This window comes from Streptomyces sp. NPDC058685 (assembly GCF_042714725.1).
Taxonomy (GTDB): domain Bacteria; phylum Actinomycetota; class Actinomycetes; order Streptomycetales; family Streptomycetaceae; genus Streptomyces.
On sequence record NZ_JBHXSL010000038.1, the window covers coordinates 33,164 to 49,655 of the forward strand.

At 71.1% G+C, this 16,492-nt stretch carries 15 protein-coding genes; 8 read left to right on the forward strand and 7 right to left on the reverse strand.

Features of this window, described 5'->3' with window-relative positions:
* Positions 1–15: 15 nt before the first annotated feature.
* The 3 genes from ACFWU3_RS26080 to hppD form a co-directional block, all read right to left on the reverse strand.
* Complete coding sequence (locus tag ACFWU3_RS26080; RefSeq protein WP_384442252.1) at positions 16–2,019, reverse strand: ATP-binding protein; 2,004 nt, start codon at positions 2,017–2,019, stop codon at positions 16–18.
* A complete protein-coding gene (locus ACFWU3_RS26085; protein WP_384442327.1) occupies positions 2,006–2,713 on the reverse strand; it encodes a response regulator transcription factor in 708 nt (235 codons plus the stop codon). Before ACFWU3_RS26085 ends, ACFWU3_RS26080 begins: the two co-directional genes overlap by 14 nt.
* A 134-nt stretch (positions 2,714–2,847) precedes the next feature.
* Entirely contained in the window at positions 2,848–3,990 is a 1,143-nt protein-coding gene (hppD, locus tag ACFWU3_RS26090; RefSeq protein WP_384442255.1) for a 4-hydroxyphenylpyruvate dioxygenase, read from the reverse strand.
* A 123-nt stretch (positions 3,991–4,113) separates the two neighbouring features.
* Here hppD and ACFWU3_RS26095 point away from each other — a divergent pair, with 123 nt between their 5' ends.
* The 8 genes from ACFWU3_RS26095 (at position 4,114) to ACFWU3_RS26130 (ending at position 10,905) form a co-directional block, all read left to right on the forward strand.
* Positions 4,114–4,590 (forward strand): Lrp/AsnC family transcriptional regulator, encoded by a 477-nt coding sequence (locus ACFWU3_RS26095; RefSeq protein ID WP_352207381.1) that lies wholly within the window; start codon positions 4,114–4,116, stop codon positions 4,588–4,590.
* A gap of 11 nt (positions 4,591–4,601) precedes the next feature.
* On the forward strand, positions 4,602–5,249 hold the full coding sequence (locus ACFWU3_RS26100) for an ABC transporter permease (protein ID WP_384442258.1): 648 nt from the start codon (positions 4,602–4,604) through the stop codon (positions 5,247–5,249).
* Positions 5,242–6,459 carry a betaine/proline/choline family ABC transporter ATP-binding protein gene (locus ACFWU3_RS26105; RefSeq protein ID WP_384442261.1) on the forward strand — a complete coding sequence of 406 codons (1,218 nt, stop codon included), beginning with the start codon at positions 5,242–5,244 and terminating at the stop codon, positions 6,457–6,459. Before ACFWU3_RS26100 ends, ACFWU3_RS26105 begins: the two co-directional genes overlap by 8 nt.
* On the forward strand, positions 6,456–7,289 hold the full coding sequence (locus ACFWU3_RS26110; RefSeq protein ID WP_384442264.1) for an ABC transporter permease: 834 nt from the start codon (positions 6,456–6,458) through the stop codon (positions 7,287–7,289). The genes ACFWU3_RS26105 and ACFWU3_RS26110 overlap by 4 nt, the downstream gene beginning before the upstream one ends.
* Positions 7,289–8,311: a glycine betaine ABC transporter substrate-binding protein gene (locus ACFWU3_RS26115; RefSeq protein ID WP_384442267.1), complete on the forward strand. Its 1,023-nt coding sequence runs from the start codon at positions 7,289–7,291 to the stop codon at positions 8,309–8,311. The genes ACFWU3_RS26110 and ACFWU3_RS26115 overlap by 1 nt, the downstream gene beginning before the upstream one ends.
* A gap of 100 nt (positions 8,312–8,411) precedes the next feature.
* Entirely contained in the window at positions 8,412–8,996 is a 585-nt protein-coding gene (locus ACFWU3_RS26120; protein WP_384442270.1) for an ArsR/SmtB family transcription factor, read from the forward strand.
* Positions 8,997–9,049: 53 nt separating this feature from the next.
* On the forward strand, positions 9,050–9,232 hold the full coding sequence (locus ACFWU3_RS26125; protein ID WP_384442273.1) for a hypothetical protein: 183 nt from the start codon (positions 9,050–9,052) through the stop codon (positions 9,230–9,232).
* A gap of 20 nt (positions 9,233–9,252) precedes the next feature.
* Complete coding sequence (locus ACFWU3_RS26130) at positions 9,253–10,905, forward strand: MFS transporter (RefSeq protein ID WP_384442276.1); 1,653 nt, start codon at positions 9,253–9,255, stop codon at positions 10,903–10,905.
* On the opposite strand, the gene ACFWU3_RS26135 is transcribed toward ACFWU3_RS26130, so the two are convergent.
* From ACFWU3_RS26135 to ACFWU3_RS26150, 4 genes are all read right to left on the reverse strand, one after another.
* Entirely contained in the window at positions 10,835–11,623 is a 789-nt protein-coding gene (locus ACFWU3_RS26135) for a S16 family serine protease (protein ID WP_384442279.1), read from the reverse strand. The genes ACFWU3_RS26130 and ACFWU3_RS26135 overlap by 71 nt on opposite strands.
* A 274-nt stretch (positions 11,624–11,897) precedes the next feature.
* Entirely contained in the window at positions 11,898–12,539 is a 642-nt protein-coding gene (locus ACFWU3_RS26140; protein WP_327683786.1) for a helix-turn-helix domain-containing protein, read from the reverse strand.
* Positions 12,540–12,976: 437 nt separating this feature from the next.
* The gene (locus ACFWU3_RS26145) at positions 12,977–14,770 is read right to left on the reverse strand and encodes a DEAD/DEAH box helicase (protein ID WP_313948990.1); all 1,794 of its coding nucleotides are present in this window, start codon (positions 14,768–14,770) and stop codon (positions 12,977–12,979) included.
* Between the two features lie 182 nt (positions 14,771–14,952).
* Positions 14,953–16,410, reverse strand: a complete 1,458-nt coding sequence (locus tag ACFWU3_RS26150) for an MFS transporter (RefSeq protein WP_384442282.1) — start codon at positions 16,408–16,410, stop codon at positions 14,953–14,955.
* Positions 16,411–16,492 lie beyond the last annotated feature (82 nt).

A 16,492-nucleotide genomic window follows, 5' to 3' on the forward strand; every position in this document is an offset into this window, starting at 1 on the left:
GTTGTGAGGAAGCTGTCAGACCGCTGTGAGGGGCGTATCAGGGCTGCCGGAGCCCTCCCGCCGGCCCGGAACGCGCGGGCTCACGGGGAGCCGGAGCGTGAACACCGATCCCTGCCCCTCGGTGCTGGTCACCTCCGCCGAACCGCCGTGCCCTTCCGCCAGCTTGCGCACGATCGCCAGTCCGAGGCCGCTGCCGCCGGTGCGCCGGCTGCGCGACTTCTCCGCGCGCCAGAAGCGGTCGAAGACATGGGGCAGGTCGTCCGCCGGGATACCGCTGCCGGTGTCGGCGACCTCCACGGCCACCTCGTCCCCGCCGTCCGTGCCCCGGGCGCGCAGGGTGACGGTGCCGCCGGGCTCGGTGTGGCGCAGGGCGTTGGAGACGAGGTTGCCGACGGCCTGCCGCAGCCGCACGGGGTCCGCGGTCAGCGCCGGTGTGGGGCCGGGCACCGAGACCGTCAGCGTGACACCGGCCGTCTCCGCACGTGCCTGGTGCGCGGCCGCGACCTGGCCGAGCAGTTCGTCGATCCGTACCGGCTCGGGGTGCAGGCGCAAGGCGCCCGCGTCGGCCTCGGCCAGGTCCTGGAGGTCGTCGATGATGTGCTGGAGCTGCACCGCCTCCTCCAGCAGCGAGGACACGAACGCCGGGTCGGGGTCGGCGAGTCCGTCCTCGGCCGCTTCCAGCCAGCCGCGGATGTTGCTGAGCGGGGTGCGCAGCTCGTGCGCGACGTCGCTGACCATGGCCCGGCGCTGGGCCTCCAGCCGGGCGCGGTGGGCGGACATGTCGTTGAACGCCGCGGCCAGCCGCCCGATCTCGTTGTCCGCGGTGACCGCCACCGGCGCCGTCGTCTCGCCGTCCTTCATCCGCTGCGCGGCGCCGGTCAGCGCGTGCAGCGGCCGCACGAGGCGGGTGGCGGCGAGCAGGGAGGCGCCGACGGTGAGGGCGAGGACGAGGGCGGCGGCCCCCGCGATGCGTGCGGTGTTCGCCGGGGAGAGGTCGAAGCCGGGGACGGTGGTGCTGTCGGGGTCGCCGATGAACAGCAGCGCGGGCGAGGAGACGTAGGAGCTGAGCTGTTCGCGTCGGGCGGTGCCCACGCAGGAGGCGATGGCCCGGTCCTCCAGGCTGCCCGCCGGGCCGCGTACCACCGGCGCGGGCTCGGCCGGCGCGGGCTCGCCCGGGGTGGGCAGTACGCCGGATTCCGCGGCCGGGCGCGGGACCGGGCGGGCCTCGGTGTCGCGCTTCCAGGACAGGTCCAGGCCGAGCCGGACGCCCGCGCGGCCCTGCCGGTCCAGGCAGGCGTCGGCCAGTTCGTTGAGGGTGGCGAGCGCGGCGCGTTCGCTGCGGGTGGGCTCGTCCAGGACGTCGAGCGGGCAGCGGGTGCCCTCGATCCGGTCGACGTCGTTGCCGACGACCTGGATACGGGGGCGGCCGCTGGGAGTTCGCAGGATGTCCGAGGCCAGTCCGTACTCGCGCAGACAGCTCACGACCCGGTCGGCGGTCTTCTGCAGCTGTGCCCCTTCGGCGGCGGGCAGCCGGAACGGTCCCACGGCACGCGGGTCGATTCGGTCCGCCGGGTCGCCGCCGCTCTGCTCGGTCGCGGGGGTGAGCGCGCTGTCGGCGGAGAGCGGGTCGACGACGGCCGAGGGCTGGGGCGGCAGCGCGGGCGGTGTCTTCTCGGTCGCGGAGTCGGCGATGGGGGCGCGGTTCTGCGTGGTCAGCGCGATGCGGCGGCCGTACTTCCGGGCCAGCGCCCGCACGGCCGGCTCGACACCGTCCCACTGGGGGTGCGTCGCCGCGCGGCCGAGGAGCGCGTGGTAGATCCGGGCGTCGTCGGTGAGGTTCTGGCCCTGCTCCTGCTTGATGGCACCGGAGGTGGTCTGCACGGCCAGCCAGGCGGTCGCCGCCACCGAACAGGCGGCCACCAGCGCGGAGACGGCGAGCAGACGGCCCAGCAGACTCTTGCGCAGCGGCAGCCGCCGCCCACTGCGGCCGGGCTGCCGCTCCCGGTTACGAAACCGCACGGCCGGCGCCCTTCGCCGGGTCCGCGAGCTTGTAGCCGACACCGAAGACGGTCAGGAGGCGGGCTGGCCGCCGCGGGGCGGGCTCGATCTTCTTGCGCAGATTCATGATGTGCACGTCGACGGTCCGGTCGCCGATGTAGCGGGCGTAGCCGTGCAGTTCCTCCAGGAGCCGCTGCCGGGTGAAGACGCGTCCGGGCTCGGCGGCCATCGCGGCGAGGATGCGGAACTCCCCGGGGGTGCACTCGACGCGTGCGCCGTCGACGCTCACCTCGTGGCGGTGCGGGTCGACGACGAGGGTGCCCACCGCGAGGACGGGCTCGGCCGCCGGCCGGGGGCCGGGCGGACGGGTCCGGCGCAGCAGCGTACGGACCCGGGCCATCAGTTCGCGCGGGCTGTAGGGCTTGGTCATGTAGTCGTCGGCCCCGAGGTCGAGGCCGAGCAGCAGATCGTCCTCGGTGGAGCGGGCGGTGAGCATCAGCACGGGCAGTTCGTACGTCTCCGCCCGCAGGATGCGCAGCACGTCCAGGCCGTCGGTCTTCGGCATCATCACGTCGAGGATGAGCAGGTCGGGCGCTCTGTGGCGGATCTCCTCGACGGCGGCGCGGCCGTCGCGTACGAGCGTGACCGTGTGGCCCTCGCGTTCCAGATAGCGGCGGACCAGTTCGGCCTGCTTCTCGTCGTCCTCGGCGACCATGACATGTGCGCTCACGCCGCGATCGTAAGCAGTCGGAAGCGGTCGGCAGGCACGAAGTGCCGGACTGGCCTGCTGTGCAGGCCAGTCCGGCACCGGGACCGTGGTCCGGGATCCCTACCGGGACCGCCGTCGGCTCAGAGGTTGCCGCGCTTCTCCTGCTCGCGCTCGATCGCCTCGAAGAGCGCCTTGAAGTTGCCCTTGCCGAAGCCCATCGAGCCGTGCCGCTCGATCATTTCGAAGAAGACGGTCGGCCGGTCCTGGACCGGCTTGGTGAAGATCTGCAGCAGGTAGCCGTCCTCGTCGCGGTCGACGAGGATCTTCAGCTCGCGCAGGGTCTCGACCGGCACCCGGGTCTCGCCGGCCCACTCGCCGAGGGTGTCGTAGTACGAGTCGGGGGTGTCGAGGAACTGGACTCCGGCCGCCCGCATGGCCCGTACCGAGGAGACGATGTCGTTGGTGGCGAGCGCGATGTGCTGGACGCCGGCGCCGCCGTAGAACTCGAGGTACTCGTCGATCTGCGACTTCTTCTTCGCGATCGCGGGCTCGTTGATCGGGAACTTCACCTTCAGGGTGCCGTCGGCGACGACCTTCGACATGAGCGCGGAGTACTCGGTGGCGATGTCGTCGCCCACGAACTCCTTCATGTTGGTGAAGCCCATGACCTTGTTGTAGAAGGCCACCCACTCGTTCATCCTGCCGAGTTCGACGTTGCCGACGCAGTGGTCGATCGCCTGGAAGGTGCGCTTGGCCGGCGGCTCGACCATGGGAGCGGTGGCCACGTAGCCCGGCAGGTAGGGGCCGTCGTAGCCGGAGCGGTCGACCAGGGTGTGCCGGGTCTTGCCGTACGTCGCGATCGCGGCGAGGACCACCGTGCCGTGCTCGTCCTTGAGCTCGTAGGGCTCGGTGATGCCGCGGGCACCGTGCTCGGTGGCGTACGCGTACGCGGCCCGGGCGTCCGGCACCTCGATGGCCAGGTCGATGACGCCGTCTCCGTGCTCGGAGACATGACCGGACAGGAACGCGCCCCACTCGGTGGAGGCCTTGATGACGGAGGTGAGGACGAAGCGCGCCCCGCCGTTCTCCAGCACATAGCTCGCCGTCTCGCGGTTGCCGTTCTCCGGCCCGGAGTAGGCGACGACCTTCATGCCGAAGGCGGTCGAGTAGTAGTGGGCGGCCTGCTTGGCGTTGCCGACGGCGAAGACGACCGCGTCCATTCCCTTGACCGGGAAGGGGTCGGCCTCGCGCGCGGTGGTCGGGTGCTTGATGGTCTCAGTCATGAGCGCAGGCTCTCTCCGTTCCACAAGGTGCGCAATAGTTCGTGATTCCCCTGGTCAATCTGTACAGCCCGAGAGCAGTATGGAGGGGCTTTCTGTACAGGATGCCCATCCCGGGGGTGCGCCATGGCGATCGATCATCTGGACGGCCGGCTCATCGTGCTGCTGGCCCGCGAGCCGCGCATCGGCGTGCTGGAGGCGTCCCGCCGGCTGGGGGTCGCCCGCGGCACCGTGCAGGCCCGGCTGGACCGGCTTCAGTCGAATGGAGTCATCCGCGGACTGGGGCCCGACGTCGACCCCGCGGCCCTCGGCTACCCCGTCACCGCCTTCGCGACGCTGGAGATCAAGCAGGGCCAAGGCGCCGACGTCAGAGCGCATTTGACGGGTGTTCCCGAGGTGCTGGAGCTGCACACGACCACCGGGCACGGCGACATGCTCTGCCGTCTGGTGGCGCGCTCCAACGCCGATCTTCAGCGAGTGATCGACCGGGTTGTCGGTTTTGATGGCATCGTGCGGGCCTCCACGGCGATCGTCATGGAGAACCCCGTGCCCCTGCGGATCATCCCGCTGGTGGAGCAGGCCGCGGAGGACGAACCAGGCTGAGTGGAGCGCGCGTGAGCTTCTGGGAGTATGTGGCCACCCGGCACCAGCAGCTGCTCACGGACGCCTTCCAGCAGGCCAGCCTGGTCTTCCAGTGCATGGTCATCGCCACCCTGCTCGGCATCCTCATCGGCGCGTTCACCTATCGCAGCACCTGGGCGGGAAATCTGGCGATCCTGTCCACGGCCACCATCCTCACCGTCCCCTCACTGGCCCTGATCGGCCTGCTGATTCCGGTGGTGGGCCTCGGGGTCGCACCCGCGGTGATCTCCCTGACCCTGTACGGACTGCTGCCGATCGTGCGCAACTCCGTCGTGGGTCTGCGCGGCGTGGATCCGTCACTGGTGGACGCCGCGAAGGGCATCGGGATGTCGCGGACCGCGCGCATGTTCCGGGTCGAGCTGCCTCTCGCCTGGCCCCCGATCCTCACCGGCATCCGTGTCTCCACACAGATGCTGATGGGCATCGCCGCGGTCGCCGCGTACGCCTCCGGGCCCGGTCTCGGAAACGAGATCTTCCGCGGCATCGCCTCGCTGGGCAGCGCCAACGCCATCAACCAGGTGCTCGCGGGCACCATCGGCATCGTCATCCTCGCGCTGCTCTTCGACGCGGCGTACGTCCTGATCGGACGCCTGACCATCTCCAGGGGGATCCGTGACTGAGACATCCGGCGCGGGGATCCAGCTGGAGAACCTGAGCAAGCGCTACCCCGGCAACCCGAACCCGGCCGTCGACAACGTCTCGATGGAGATCAAGCCGGGCGAGACGGTGATCCTCGTGGGCCCCTCCGGCTGCGGGAAGTCGACCACCCTGAAGATGATCAACCGGCTGATCGAGCCGTCGTCGGGGCGCATCAGGATCGGTGACGAGGACGTCACCGACATGGACCCGGTGAAGCTGCGGCGCAAGGTCGGCTACGCGATCCAGTCCTCCGGCCTCTTCCCGCACATGACCGTCGCGGAGAACATCGCGCTCGTACCGAAGATGCTCGGCTGGGCGAAGCCCAGGGTGAGAGCCCGGGTCGAGGAGATGCTCGATCTGGTCGGACTCGATCCGCGTGAGTTCCACGGCCGCTATCCGCGCCAGCTGTCCGGCGGACAGCAACAGCGGGTGGGTGTCGCGCGGGCGCTCGCCGCCGACCCGCCGGTGCTGCTGATGGACGAGCCGTTCGGCGCGGTCGACCCGATCACCCGCGACCATCTCCAGGACGAACTGATCCGGCTCCAGCACGAGTTGCACAAGACCATCGTGTTCGTCACCCACGACTTCGACGAGGCGATCAAGCTCGGCGACCGGATCGCCGTGCTGCGGGAACAGTCGCACATCGCCCAGTTCGACACCCCCGAGGCGATCCTCACCAACCCGGCCGACGACTTCGTCTCCGGATTCGTGGGCGCCGGCGCGGCGCTCAAGAGGCTCAATCTGACCCGCGTACGGGATGTCGAGATCGCGGACTTCCCGACCGTGACCGTGGACGACCCGCTCCAGTCCATCTTCAACAGGCTCCGCACGGAACTGCACAACGAGCTGCTGATGCTGGACCGGCGGGGGCGGCCCTACAAGTGGCTGAGGCGCGGTGACCTGATGCGCGCCAAGGGCTCGCTGGCCCGTGCGGGGCAGTTGGTGCACGACACGGTGACCCGGGACGCGACCCTGCACGACGCGCTGGAGGCCGTGCTGACCGACTCCGGCGGGCGGGTGGCGGTGACCGGACGGCGCGGCGAGTTCATCGGCGTGGTCGACATGGAGACCCTGATGAACTCCGTGCAGGAGCTGCTGGAGGCCGACCGGCTGGCGGCCATCGAGCACCAGCACAATCTGGAGGAACTGCGCCACCACCGCACGGAACAGGAGCTGGAGGGAGGCGCATGAGTACCGCTCCCGAACGCTCGCCGGGCGAACACGACGTCAGGGGCCACGCCTTCCGTGACGAGGAGGAGGAGCCCACTCCCCCGCCGGCCCCGCCCCGGCGGCGTATCACCTGGCAGAAGCTGGTGTTCCTGCCGTCCGTCGTCGCCCTGGTCCTGCTGGCCACCTGGCTGTGGTACTCCAACATCCACCTCGACGCGATCGCCGAGAACTCACTGTCCGGCGGCAACGTCCAGCTGCGGCTGTGGCAGCACATCCAACTGACCGCGATCTCCACCTTCTGGGTGCTGATCATCGCCATCCCGCTCGGCATCGCGCTCACCCGGCGGGGCCTGACCAGGGCGGCTCCTCCGTTCGTCGTGTTCGCCAACATCGGACAGGCGACCCCGGCCATCGGCCTGCTGGCCCTGCTGGTCATCTGGCTGGGCATCGGCGCGTCGACCGCGATCGTCGGCATGGTGATCTACGCCATCCTCCCGGTGCTCTCCAACACGGTCGCCGGTCTGCGGGCGATCGACCCCCAGCTGGTGGAGGCGTCCCGCGGTATCGGCATGTCGGCGACGGGGACCCTGCGGAAGGTCGAACTCCCGCTGGCCGTACCGCTGATCCTGGCCGGGGTGCGCACCGCGCTCGTCCTCAACGTCGGCACGGCGACGCTGGCCACCTTCGTGGGCGGCGGCGGCCTGGGCGACCTGATCACCTCCGGCATCCAGACGCAGCGGATGCCGGTCCTGATCATCGGTTCGGTGCTCACGGTGGCGCTCGCCCTCATGGTGGACTGGCTGGCCTCGCTGGTCGAGCTGCTGCTGACGCCGCGCGGACTGGAGAACTGATGCGGTATCCGCGAAGGTCTCCGAAGACGCGGGCGTCCGGCAGGACGCGACCGTCTCTGCGGACCGCGCTCACGGGCGCCGTCGCCCTCGCCCTGGTGCTGGCCGGCTGCGGCCTCAAGAGCGGCTCCCCGCTGGTCGACGACGTGGTGCCGGGCTCCGTCGGGCGCGGTGAACCGCTCAAGGGCGCGTCCCTGACGGTCACGTCGAAGAACTTCAGCGAGAACATCATCCTGGGGCAGATGATCGGCCTGATCTTCAAGGCGGCCGGCGCCGAGGTGCTGGACCGCACGAATCTGCCCGGCTCGATCAGCGCCCGCGAAGCGATCATCAACGGGGACGCGGACGCGATGTACGAGTACACGGGCACGGCCTGGATCACCTATCTCGGCAACGAGAAGCCCATCGTCGATCCGCAGCAGCAGTGGCAGGCGGTGCGCGACGCCGACCGGCGCAACGGGGTCACCTGGCTGCCGCAGTCCCGGCTCAACAACACCTACACCCTGGCGATCAGCAAGAAGAACAACGCCAAGTACCGGCTCAGGACGCTGTCGGACGTCGCCGCGCTGTCGCAGAAGGACCCCTCGGCGGTGACGGTCTGCGTGGAGAACGAGTTCGCGGCCCGCGAGGACGGGCTGCTGGGCATGGAGAAGGCGTACGGGATGAAGATCCCGGCGGGGAACATCCAGAAGATGGACGCCGGGATCATCTACACCCAGGTCTCCAAATCCGACTCCTGTCTGCTGGGTGAGGCGTTCACGACGGACGGACGGATCACGTCGCTGAACCTCGACACGCTCCAGGACAACAAGCACTTCTTCCCCAACTACAACGCGGCCCCGGTGATCCACACGGCCACGATCGAGGCGTGGCCGGCGATCGCCGGTCTGCTGAACCCGCTGAGCGCGCGGCTGACGACGGCGATCGCCCAGGAGTTGAACGCCAAGGTCGACGTGGAGGGCGAGGACCCGCACGAGGTGGCGAAGGACTGGCTGATCGAGGAGGGATTCATCAAGGAGGGATAGGGCGTGCCGGACGGGGCCGCGGGCTGCCGGCTAAACCCACAAAGCACTCTTTGCAAAGAAGTGCTTGCAAGCATCATGTTGCAAAGCTACCTTTGCAACCATGACCGAGCCCGATCCCCGCACGATCCGTCACCTCGATCCGCGATCCCTGCGCGGTCTCGCCCACCCCCTGCGGATGCGCCTGCTCAAGACTCTGCGCCACGACGGACCCGCCACCGCCTCCCAACTGGCGGAGCGGCTCGGCGAGTCGAGCGGCGCGACCAGCTACCACCTGCGCCAGCTGGCCGCCCACGGCTTCGTCGAGGACGACCCCGAACGCGGCAAGGGCCGCGAGCGATGGTGGCGGGCCGTGGCCGAGGGCACGATGTTCGACGACTCCCTCTACAGCGACCCCGATCCCGCGGTGCGCGGGGCGGCCGACCTCTTTCTGCACGAGGTCGCCACCCACCACACCGAGGAGGTCAGTACCTGGCTCGGCACGTCGCGGGAGTGGCCGGAGGACTGGCGCCGCAGCTCCGACCTCAGCGACTTCACCCTCCGCCTCACACCCGCGCAGGCGCGAGAGCTCAACGACAAGCTGCATGCGGTCATCGAGAGCTACCGCGATCTGACGCCCGCCCCGGAGGCGGAGGACGTCGCGCAGGTCCGTCTGCACCTGCACTCCTTCCCGCGGTCGATGACCTGACCGACGTGACCCGCACTCCTTTCCGCGCACCACCGCCCGAGGGGACATCCGGCATGAATCCCGAGATACACCGGCTCCTGCACGAGGACCGTGCACGTCAACTGCACGCCGAAGCAGCGTCGTTCACTGCCCGCCCGGCGCCGGCGGCCCTGCGCAGCCGGCTGGGCTGGACGCTGGTCGAATGGGGCCTGCGGCTCGTACAGGGGGCTCCGCAACGATCCGCGCGCATCGCGTGACGGGGCGGGGGGACAGGCGTATGACCGGGAGGAACGAGGATTCTCCGCCGGGAGCGGGGGGAGGCGAGGGACACGGGCGCGGCGCGGGACACGGGCGCGGCGCGGGCCGTCGGCCGCTCGCCGCCGTGCTGGCCGCCAACGCCGTTTCCATCACCGGCAATTCACTCACCCTCATCGGCGTCCCGTGGTTCGCGCTGGAGACGACGGGCAGCCCGGCCAGGGCCGGTCTGGTCGCCTTCTGCGCCACCGTGCCGGTCGTCGTGTCCGCCCTCACCGGCGGACCGGTCATCGACCGCATCGGCCGCCGACGGGTGAGCATCGCCTCCGACCTGATCTGCGCCCTCGCCGTCGCCGCGATCCCGCTGCTGCACTACGCCGGTGTGCTCGCCTTCTGGATGCTGTGCGCGCTGATGGCCGTCACCGGCCTCTTCCACGCACCCGGCGAGACCTCGCGCTACGTCCTCGTACCCGATCTCGCGCAGGCGGCGGGGACCCCGCTGTCCCGGGCCGCGAGTCTCTTCGACGCCGTGTCGCGCGGCGCACGCATGGCAGGTGCGGCACTCGCGGGCGTACTGATCGCGCTCACCGGCGCCGAGGCCGTCCTGCTGCTGGACGCCGCGACCTTCGGCGTATCGGCCCTGCTCATCGCCGTAGGGGTCCGCGGACTCGGCGCGGCCGAACCGCGTAAGGCATCCGCCCCCGTCTCGCTCAGGGCCTACCGCCGCGAACTGCGCGAGGGCTGCGCCTTCCTCGTCCGCCACCGGCTGCTGCTGGCCGTCATGCTGATGGTGATGCTCACCAACGGGCTGGACCAGGGCTGGAGTTCGGTGCTCCTGCCGGTCCACGCCAAGGACAACCTCGGCGGCCCGGGCCATCTCGGGCTGCTGGTCGCCGTCTTCGCGGGCTGCGCCCTGCTGGGCGCGCTGCTGTACGGCGCGATCGGCCACCGCTTCCCGCGGCGGGCCCTGTTCACCGCGGCGTTCCTCCTCTGCGGGCTGCCGCGATTCGCGGTGGCGGCCCTGGTGGACGGTACGGCGCCGCTGGCCGTGACCATGGCGATCGGCGGACTCGGGGCGGGCATGCTCAACCCGATCCTGACGACGGTCATGTACGAGCGGGTGCCGGACGAACTGCGCAGCCGGGTCGCGGGCGTGAGCACGGCCGGGGTGCTGCTGACGACACCGCTCGGCGGACTGGCGGCGGGATTCGTCGTCGAGCAGTCGGGCCTGCCCATCGCGCTGCTGACGTTCGGCGCGCTCTACTTCCTCGCCACGCTGGCTCCGGCCTTCTTCCCGGCGTGGCGGGAGATGGACGCGCCGCCGCCCGAGGCACCCCGGTCCGCCGACCTGCGAGGACCGACGGATCGGGACAGCCCGGCCGACCGGCAAGAACCCGCGGACCGGCGAGGACCCGCCGACCTGCGAGGACCGGCGGACCGGGGAAGCCCGGCGGATCAGCCCGGCCCGGCGGATCGGCGAGGACCGGCGGACCGGGGAAGCCCGGCGGATCGGCCCGGCCCGGCGGATCGGCCCCGCCCGGGGGATCGGCCCGGCCCGGCGGATCGGCCCCGCTCGGCGGATCGGCCCGGCCCGGCGGGACAGGTCAGCAGGAAGGGACCTTCGCGCCCTTGTTCAGAGCCCGAAGCGATTCCACGGTGCCCTTCAGAGTCGTGACGGGGATCAGCCGCAGCCCCTTGGGCAGTTCGGCCTGAGCGTCCGAGCACTCCCCCTTCGGCACCAGGAAGACGGTCGCACCGTCGCGCCGCGCGGCCTGCGTCTTCAGCGAGACCCCGCCGACGGCGCCGACCTTGCCGTCCGCGGTGATCGTGCCCGTACCGGCGATGGTGCGCCCGCCGGTGAGGTCGCCGCCGGCACCGTCACCGTCGAGCTTGTCCACGACACCGAGCGAGAACAGCAGCCCGGCACTGGGCCCGCCGATGTCGGCGAGCTCGAGTGCGACCTTCACCTTGGCGGGGTCCTCGTCGAGATAGTCGAGCGCGGCCTGCGAGGCGGCGTCCTGCGACTTCACCATGTCCTGGAGGTTGCGGCGCTCGACCTCCCGGTCCGACTTGCCCGCGGGGTACACGGAGTCCCGGGGCATGACGGCCCGGTCGGTCCGGAACCAGCTGTCGAAGACGTCCCCGAGGAAGACGTCGGCGGACGGCCCGGTCGCGAGGATCGTCGTCATCCGCAGCTCACCGGACGTCTTGCGGACGGGCGCCCCGCTGATCGTGATGACCGGCTTGCCCTTGTCGCTCCCCAGCACGTTCGCGGTGGAGCCGGGCTGCGCGACGGCGTACGGCAGCGGCGCGAAGCCCGCGACGGCGAGGAGCGCGACGACGGGCAGGGCGCAGACGAGGACAGCGCGGTGACGCGTGAGACTGGAGAGCACGGCGCCAATGTATCTGGGCGGGCTTCCCCGGTCCGGGTCGCACCCGGACCGCCGCGCCCGAACCCGACGGTTCCGTGCGCACCCGCGCGGGGGTACGACCTCGCCGCGTCGGCGCCCGTGCGGTTCCGGTGCCGCCGTGAGCGCACCCGTTACGCCCGTTTCCCTCACCGCGCCGGCGCCGGAACCGTATGGCCCCCGCGCGCAGCGCACCTTCCGCTTCCCTCGCCGCGCCGGCATCGGGGCCGGGCGGCCGTACGGCATCCCGGCACCCGCGTCAGCGCAGCGCGTCCGCCACTTCCTTCGCCGCGTCGACCACCCGCGGCCCCACTCTCTCCGGGACGGAGTCCGCGAGCATCACCACACCCACGCTCCCCTCTATCCCCGTCACCCCCACCAGCGCGGCCGCTGCCCCGCTCGCCCCGGCCTCCAGCTCGCCGTGGGTGAGTGTGTACCCGGCCTCCTTGGCGTTCCCCTGGCGGGCCGCCAGGATCGCCTTGCCCGCGGCGCCCCGGTCCAGCGGGTGGCGGAACCCCGCCCGGTAGGCCACGTGGTAGTCCGTCCACGTCGGTTCGACGACCGCGACCGCCAGCGCCTCCGCGCCGTCGACCAGGGTGAGATGCGCGGTGGCCCCTATGTCCTCCGCCAGCGAGCGCAGCGCCGGCATCGCCGCCTCCCGTACCAGCGGGTGCACCTGGCGGCCCAGACGCAGCACGCCGAGGCCCACCCGGGCCCGGCCGCCGAGGTCACGGCGGACGAGTGCGTGCTGTTCCAGGGTGGCAAGCAGCCGGTACACGACCGTGCGGTTGACGCCGAGCTTGTTGGACAGCTCGGTGACGGTGAGGCCGTGGTCGGTGTCGGCGAGCAGCTTGAGGACTCGTAGTCCCCGGTCGAGCGTCTGGGAGGTCTCCGCGGTCACAACGCCCTCTCCTTCGGAGTGAAGTGACGGCGGCCCTCTCACGGCAACGACTGACACCGGTCCCGTCGGCGTCGCACCCAGAGGCCGCCGGCAGGCCATGGCACGCCGGCTGCGCTCCGCGGCGGCGCTGCCACGGGGCGTATGCGTTGCCGGGACAGTAGCGAGATGGTCCGCTCAGCGGAAGACCTCGTCCAGAATCCGGGCGCGCGACGGAACCCGGGCCCGCGCAGGAACGGCGGGCCGGGGACTGACGAGGGAGTTGGGCGAGGGCGGCCCGAGGGAGTGCTCAGCGGGTACGGACAGGTGCCGGAGTAGGCACGGGTGCCGGAGAACCGACAGGTGCCGGAGTACCGACAGGTGCCGGGTCCGGACAGGTGCCGGACTGCCGACAGGTGCCGGAGTACGCACGGGTGCCGGAGTACCGACAGGCACCGGCCTCAGCGCATGCGCGTCGCCCACTCCTGGACCTTCTTGATCCGTTCCCGGATCTGCCCGGCCGTCGCCTCCGCGCTCGGCGGCCCGCCGCACACCCGCCGCAGCTCGGTGTGGATGACCCCGTGGGGCTTGCCGCTCTGGTGGACGTAGGCGCCGACCATGGTGTTCAACTGCTTGCGCAGCTCCAGCAGTTCCTTGTGCGAGACGACCGGCCGCCGTTCCGCGGGCAGCTCCAGGAGGTCGGCCTCCTCGTCCGGCTTCTTGCGGCTGTGCGCGATCTGCCGTGCCTGCCGCTTCTGGAGCAGCATCTGCACCTGGTCGGGTTCGAGCAGGCCCGGGATGCCGAGGTAGTCCTGCTCCTCCTCGCTCCCCGGGTGCGCCTGCATCCCGAACTCGGCGCCGTTGTACATCACCCGGTCGAAGACGGCGTCGGACTCCAGCGCCTCGAACGGCAGCATGTCCTGCTCGCCCGTGTCCTCGTCCTGCTGCTTGTTCGCGTCGTCCATCTCCTGCTCGGACTCGGCGTACGGATCCTCCTCGCCGTCCTTCTTCGGCTTGTCGAGGACGTGGTCGCGCTCGACCTCCATCTCGTTGGCGAAGCCGAGCAGCATCGGAATCGTCGGCAGGAACACCGACGCGGTCTCGCCCCGGCGCCGCGACCGCACGAAACGGCCGACGGCCTGGGCGAAGAAGAGGGGCGTCGAGATGGTGGTGGCGTACACACCGACGGCCAGGCGCGGCACGTCGACGCCTTCGGACACCATGCGGACCGCGACCATCCAGCGGTCGGTGCCCTCGCTGAAGTCGTCGATGCGTTTGGAGGATCCGGTGTCGTCGGAGAGGACGACGGTCGCCTTGGTCCCGGTGATCTCGCGGATGAGCTTGGCGTACGCGCGCGCCGAGTCCTGGTCGGAGGCGATGACGAGGCCGCCGGCGTCGGGGATGGACTTCCGTACCTCACCCAGGCGCTGGTCGGCCGCGCGCAGCACGTTAGGCATCCACTCGCCGCGCGCGTCGAGCGCGGTGCGCCAGGCCTGTGAGATGGCGTCCTTCGTCATCGGCTCGCCGAGCCGCGCCGCGATCTCGTCGCCCGCCTTGGTGCGCCAGCGCATGTTGCCGCTGTAGCTGAGGAATATGACGGGCCTGACGACTCCGTCGGCGAGGGCGTTGCCGTAGCCGTACGTGTAGTCGGCGGAGGACCGCCGGATGCCGTCGTTGCCCTCTTCGTAGGTGACGAAGGGGATCGGGTTGGTGTCGGACCGGAAGGGCGTACCGGTGAGGGCGAGCCGCCGGGTCGCCGGGTCGAATGCCTCCAGGCAGGCCTCGCCCCAGGACTTGGAGTCACCGGCGTGGTGGATCTCGTCCAGGATGACGAGGGTCTTGCGCTGCTCGCAGCGGTTGCGGTGCAGCATCGGGCGTACGCCGACACCGGCGTACGTCACGGCGACGCCGTGGTACTCCTTGCTGAGCGGTCCGGCGCTGTAGTCGGGGTCGAGCTTGATCCCTATCCGCGCGGCCGCGGCCGCCCACTGCTTCTTCAGATGCTCGGTCGGCGCGACCACGGTCACCTGCTGGACGACATGGTGGTGCAGCAGCCAGGACGCGAGGGTGAGCGCGAAGGTCGTCTTGCCGGCGCCGGGGGTGGCGACCGCGAGGAAGTCACGCGGCTGCTCCTGGAGATATCTCTCCATGGCCCCTTGCTGCCAGGCACGCAGCTTGTTGGCGGTACCCCACGGAGCACGCCCGGGAAAGGCGGGTGAGAGGTGATGGGAGTGGGAGGCGGTAGTAGTCACGATCTCCGGTTCGCCGCTCGTCCAGATATGACAACCGGGCCACCCTACCGGTGTGACGGGTGCGGGCTGAGGGGGACGGGGCCGGTGACGTGGGTGTTGAGATGTGACTCACAGCGGGCGCGAGCCGTGCGGGTCGCGGGCGCGGGGGTGCGCGAAAGAGCCTCTCCCCTGTTCCCGCACCGTCCTCACCGTTCCCCGAGCCGGGTCCCCACCCAGGCCCCGACCAGCGCGACGGCGGCCATGGGAAGGAACACCGCAGCGAACGCTGCCGGGTGCGAGCCCGCCGCCGAGACGCCGTGGCCGGCGACCGAGCCGCCGCCCAGTGCCGCGAACGCCGCACCGCCGATCGCCAGCAGCAGGACGTTCGACAGACCGTCCGAGATCTGGAGGGCGGCCGAGTTCGAGCCGGCCTCCTCGGGCGCCGACAGCTTCAGCAGCAGCACGCTCGTGGAGGCGATCACCATGCCCATGCCGAAGCAGCCGAACGCCCAGGCGACGCCGACGATCCAGACGGGGACCTGCGGGATCAGCACGCTCGGCGCCGCGGCGATCGAGGCCGCGACCAGCGCCATGCCGGTCAGCATCAGCCGCTCCCGGTGCGGTTCGAGCCGCGGCCGGGACTGTACGTACGAACCGAGCGCCCAGGTCGCGCCGCCCACCGCGAGCGAGAGGCCGGCCATCGTCGGCGACAGCCCGCGCTGGGTCACCAGCATCAAGGGGACAAAGGACTCGGCGGCGATGAAGGAGCCCGCGGCGATGCCCCGCAGCAGGACGACGGAGGGCAGCCCGCGCGCCGCCCGGTACGTCCCCGGCGGCAGCAGACCGAGCACCGCCGGAACCAGCAGGGCGGCGCCGGCCGCGGCCGGCAGGAGCGAGAGCCAGCGCAGGTCCTGACCCGCGTACTGGAGCAGCCCGGCACCCGCCGAGATGCCCAGCGCCAGCCGGATGCGACGGCCGTCGAAGACGGGCCGCGCCCCGGCGGGATCCGCGGGGCCGGAGGCCATCCGCCGGATCGCGGGCAGCGCGAGCGCCAGCGGGAAGACGACCAGCGCGGGGATGCCGACGAACACCCAGCGCCAGCCGAGGTGTTCGGTGACAGTGCCGGACGCGAGAGGCCCCACGACCGAAGGGATCACCCAGCTCGCGGCGAACGCGGCCATGATGGCGGGCCGCAGCCGCTCGGAGTAGGCGCGCCCGACGACGACGTACAGCGCGACGATCACGAGCCCGCCCCCGAGCCCCTGAACCGCGCGCCCCACGATGAACAGCCACATGGCACCGGCGGTCCCCGACAACAGCAGCCCGGCCCCGAAGGCGGCCATCCCGGTCGCGAGCGGCCTGAGCGGCCCGTCCCGGTCGGCCCACTGCCCGGAGAGCACCATGGCGAACAGGCTGGTGGTGAAGTAGGCGGAGAAGGCGAAGGCGTAGAGCTCGACGCCGTGCAGCTCGTGCGCGGCGACGGGCATCGCGGTACCGACGGCGGTCGCCTCGAAGGCGATCAGCAGGACGACGGAGACGATGCCGACACTGAGCGCACGATGGGTCCGGCCGAGGACCCCGCCCTGCTCACCGTCGTCGGACGGCGCGACGCCGGCGGGCAGGGGCGGTGTGACCTCGGCGTCACGGGGTTCGAGGACGGTCATGCCCCCCACAGTAAGGGGCAAAGCGCATCGTGAACCCTGTCGCTGGACGGGTCCGGACTGGTCCCTTGGTCGTACGACCATG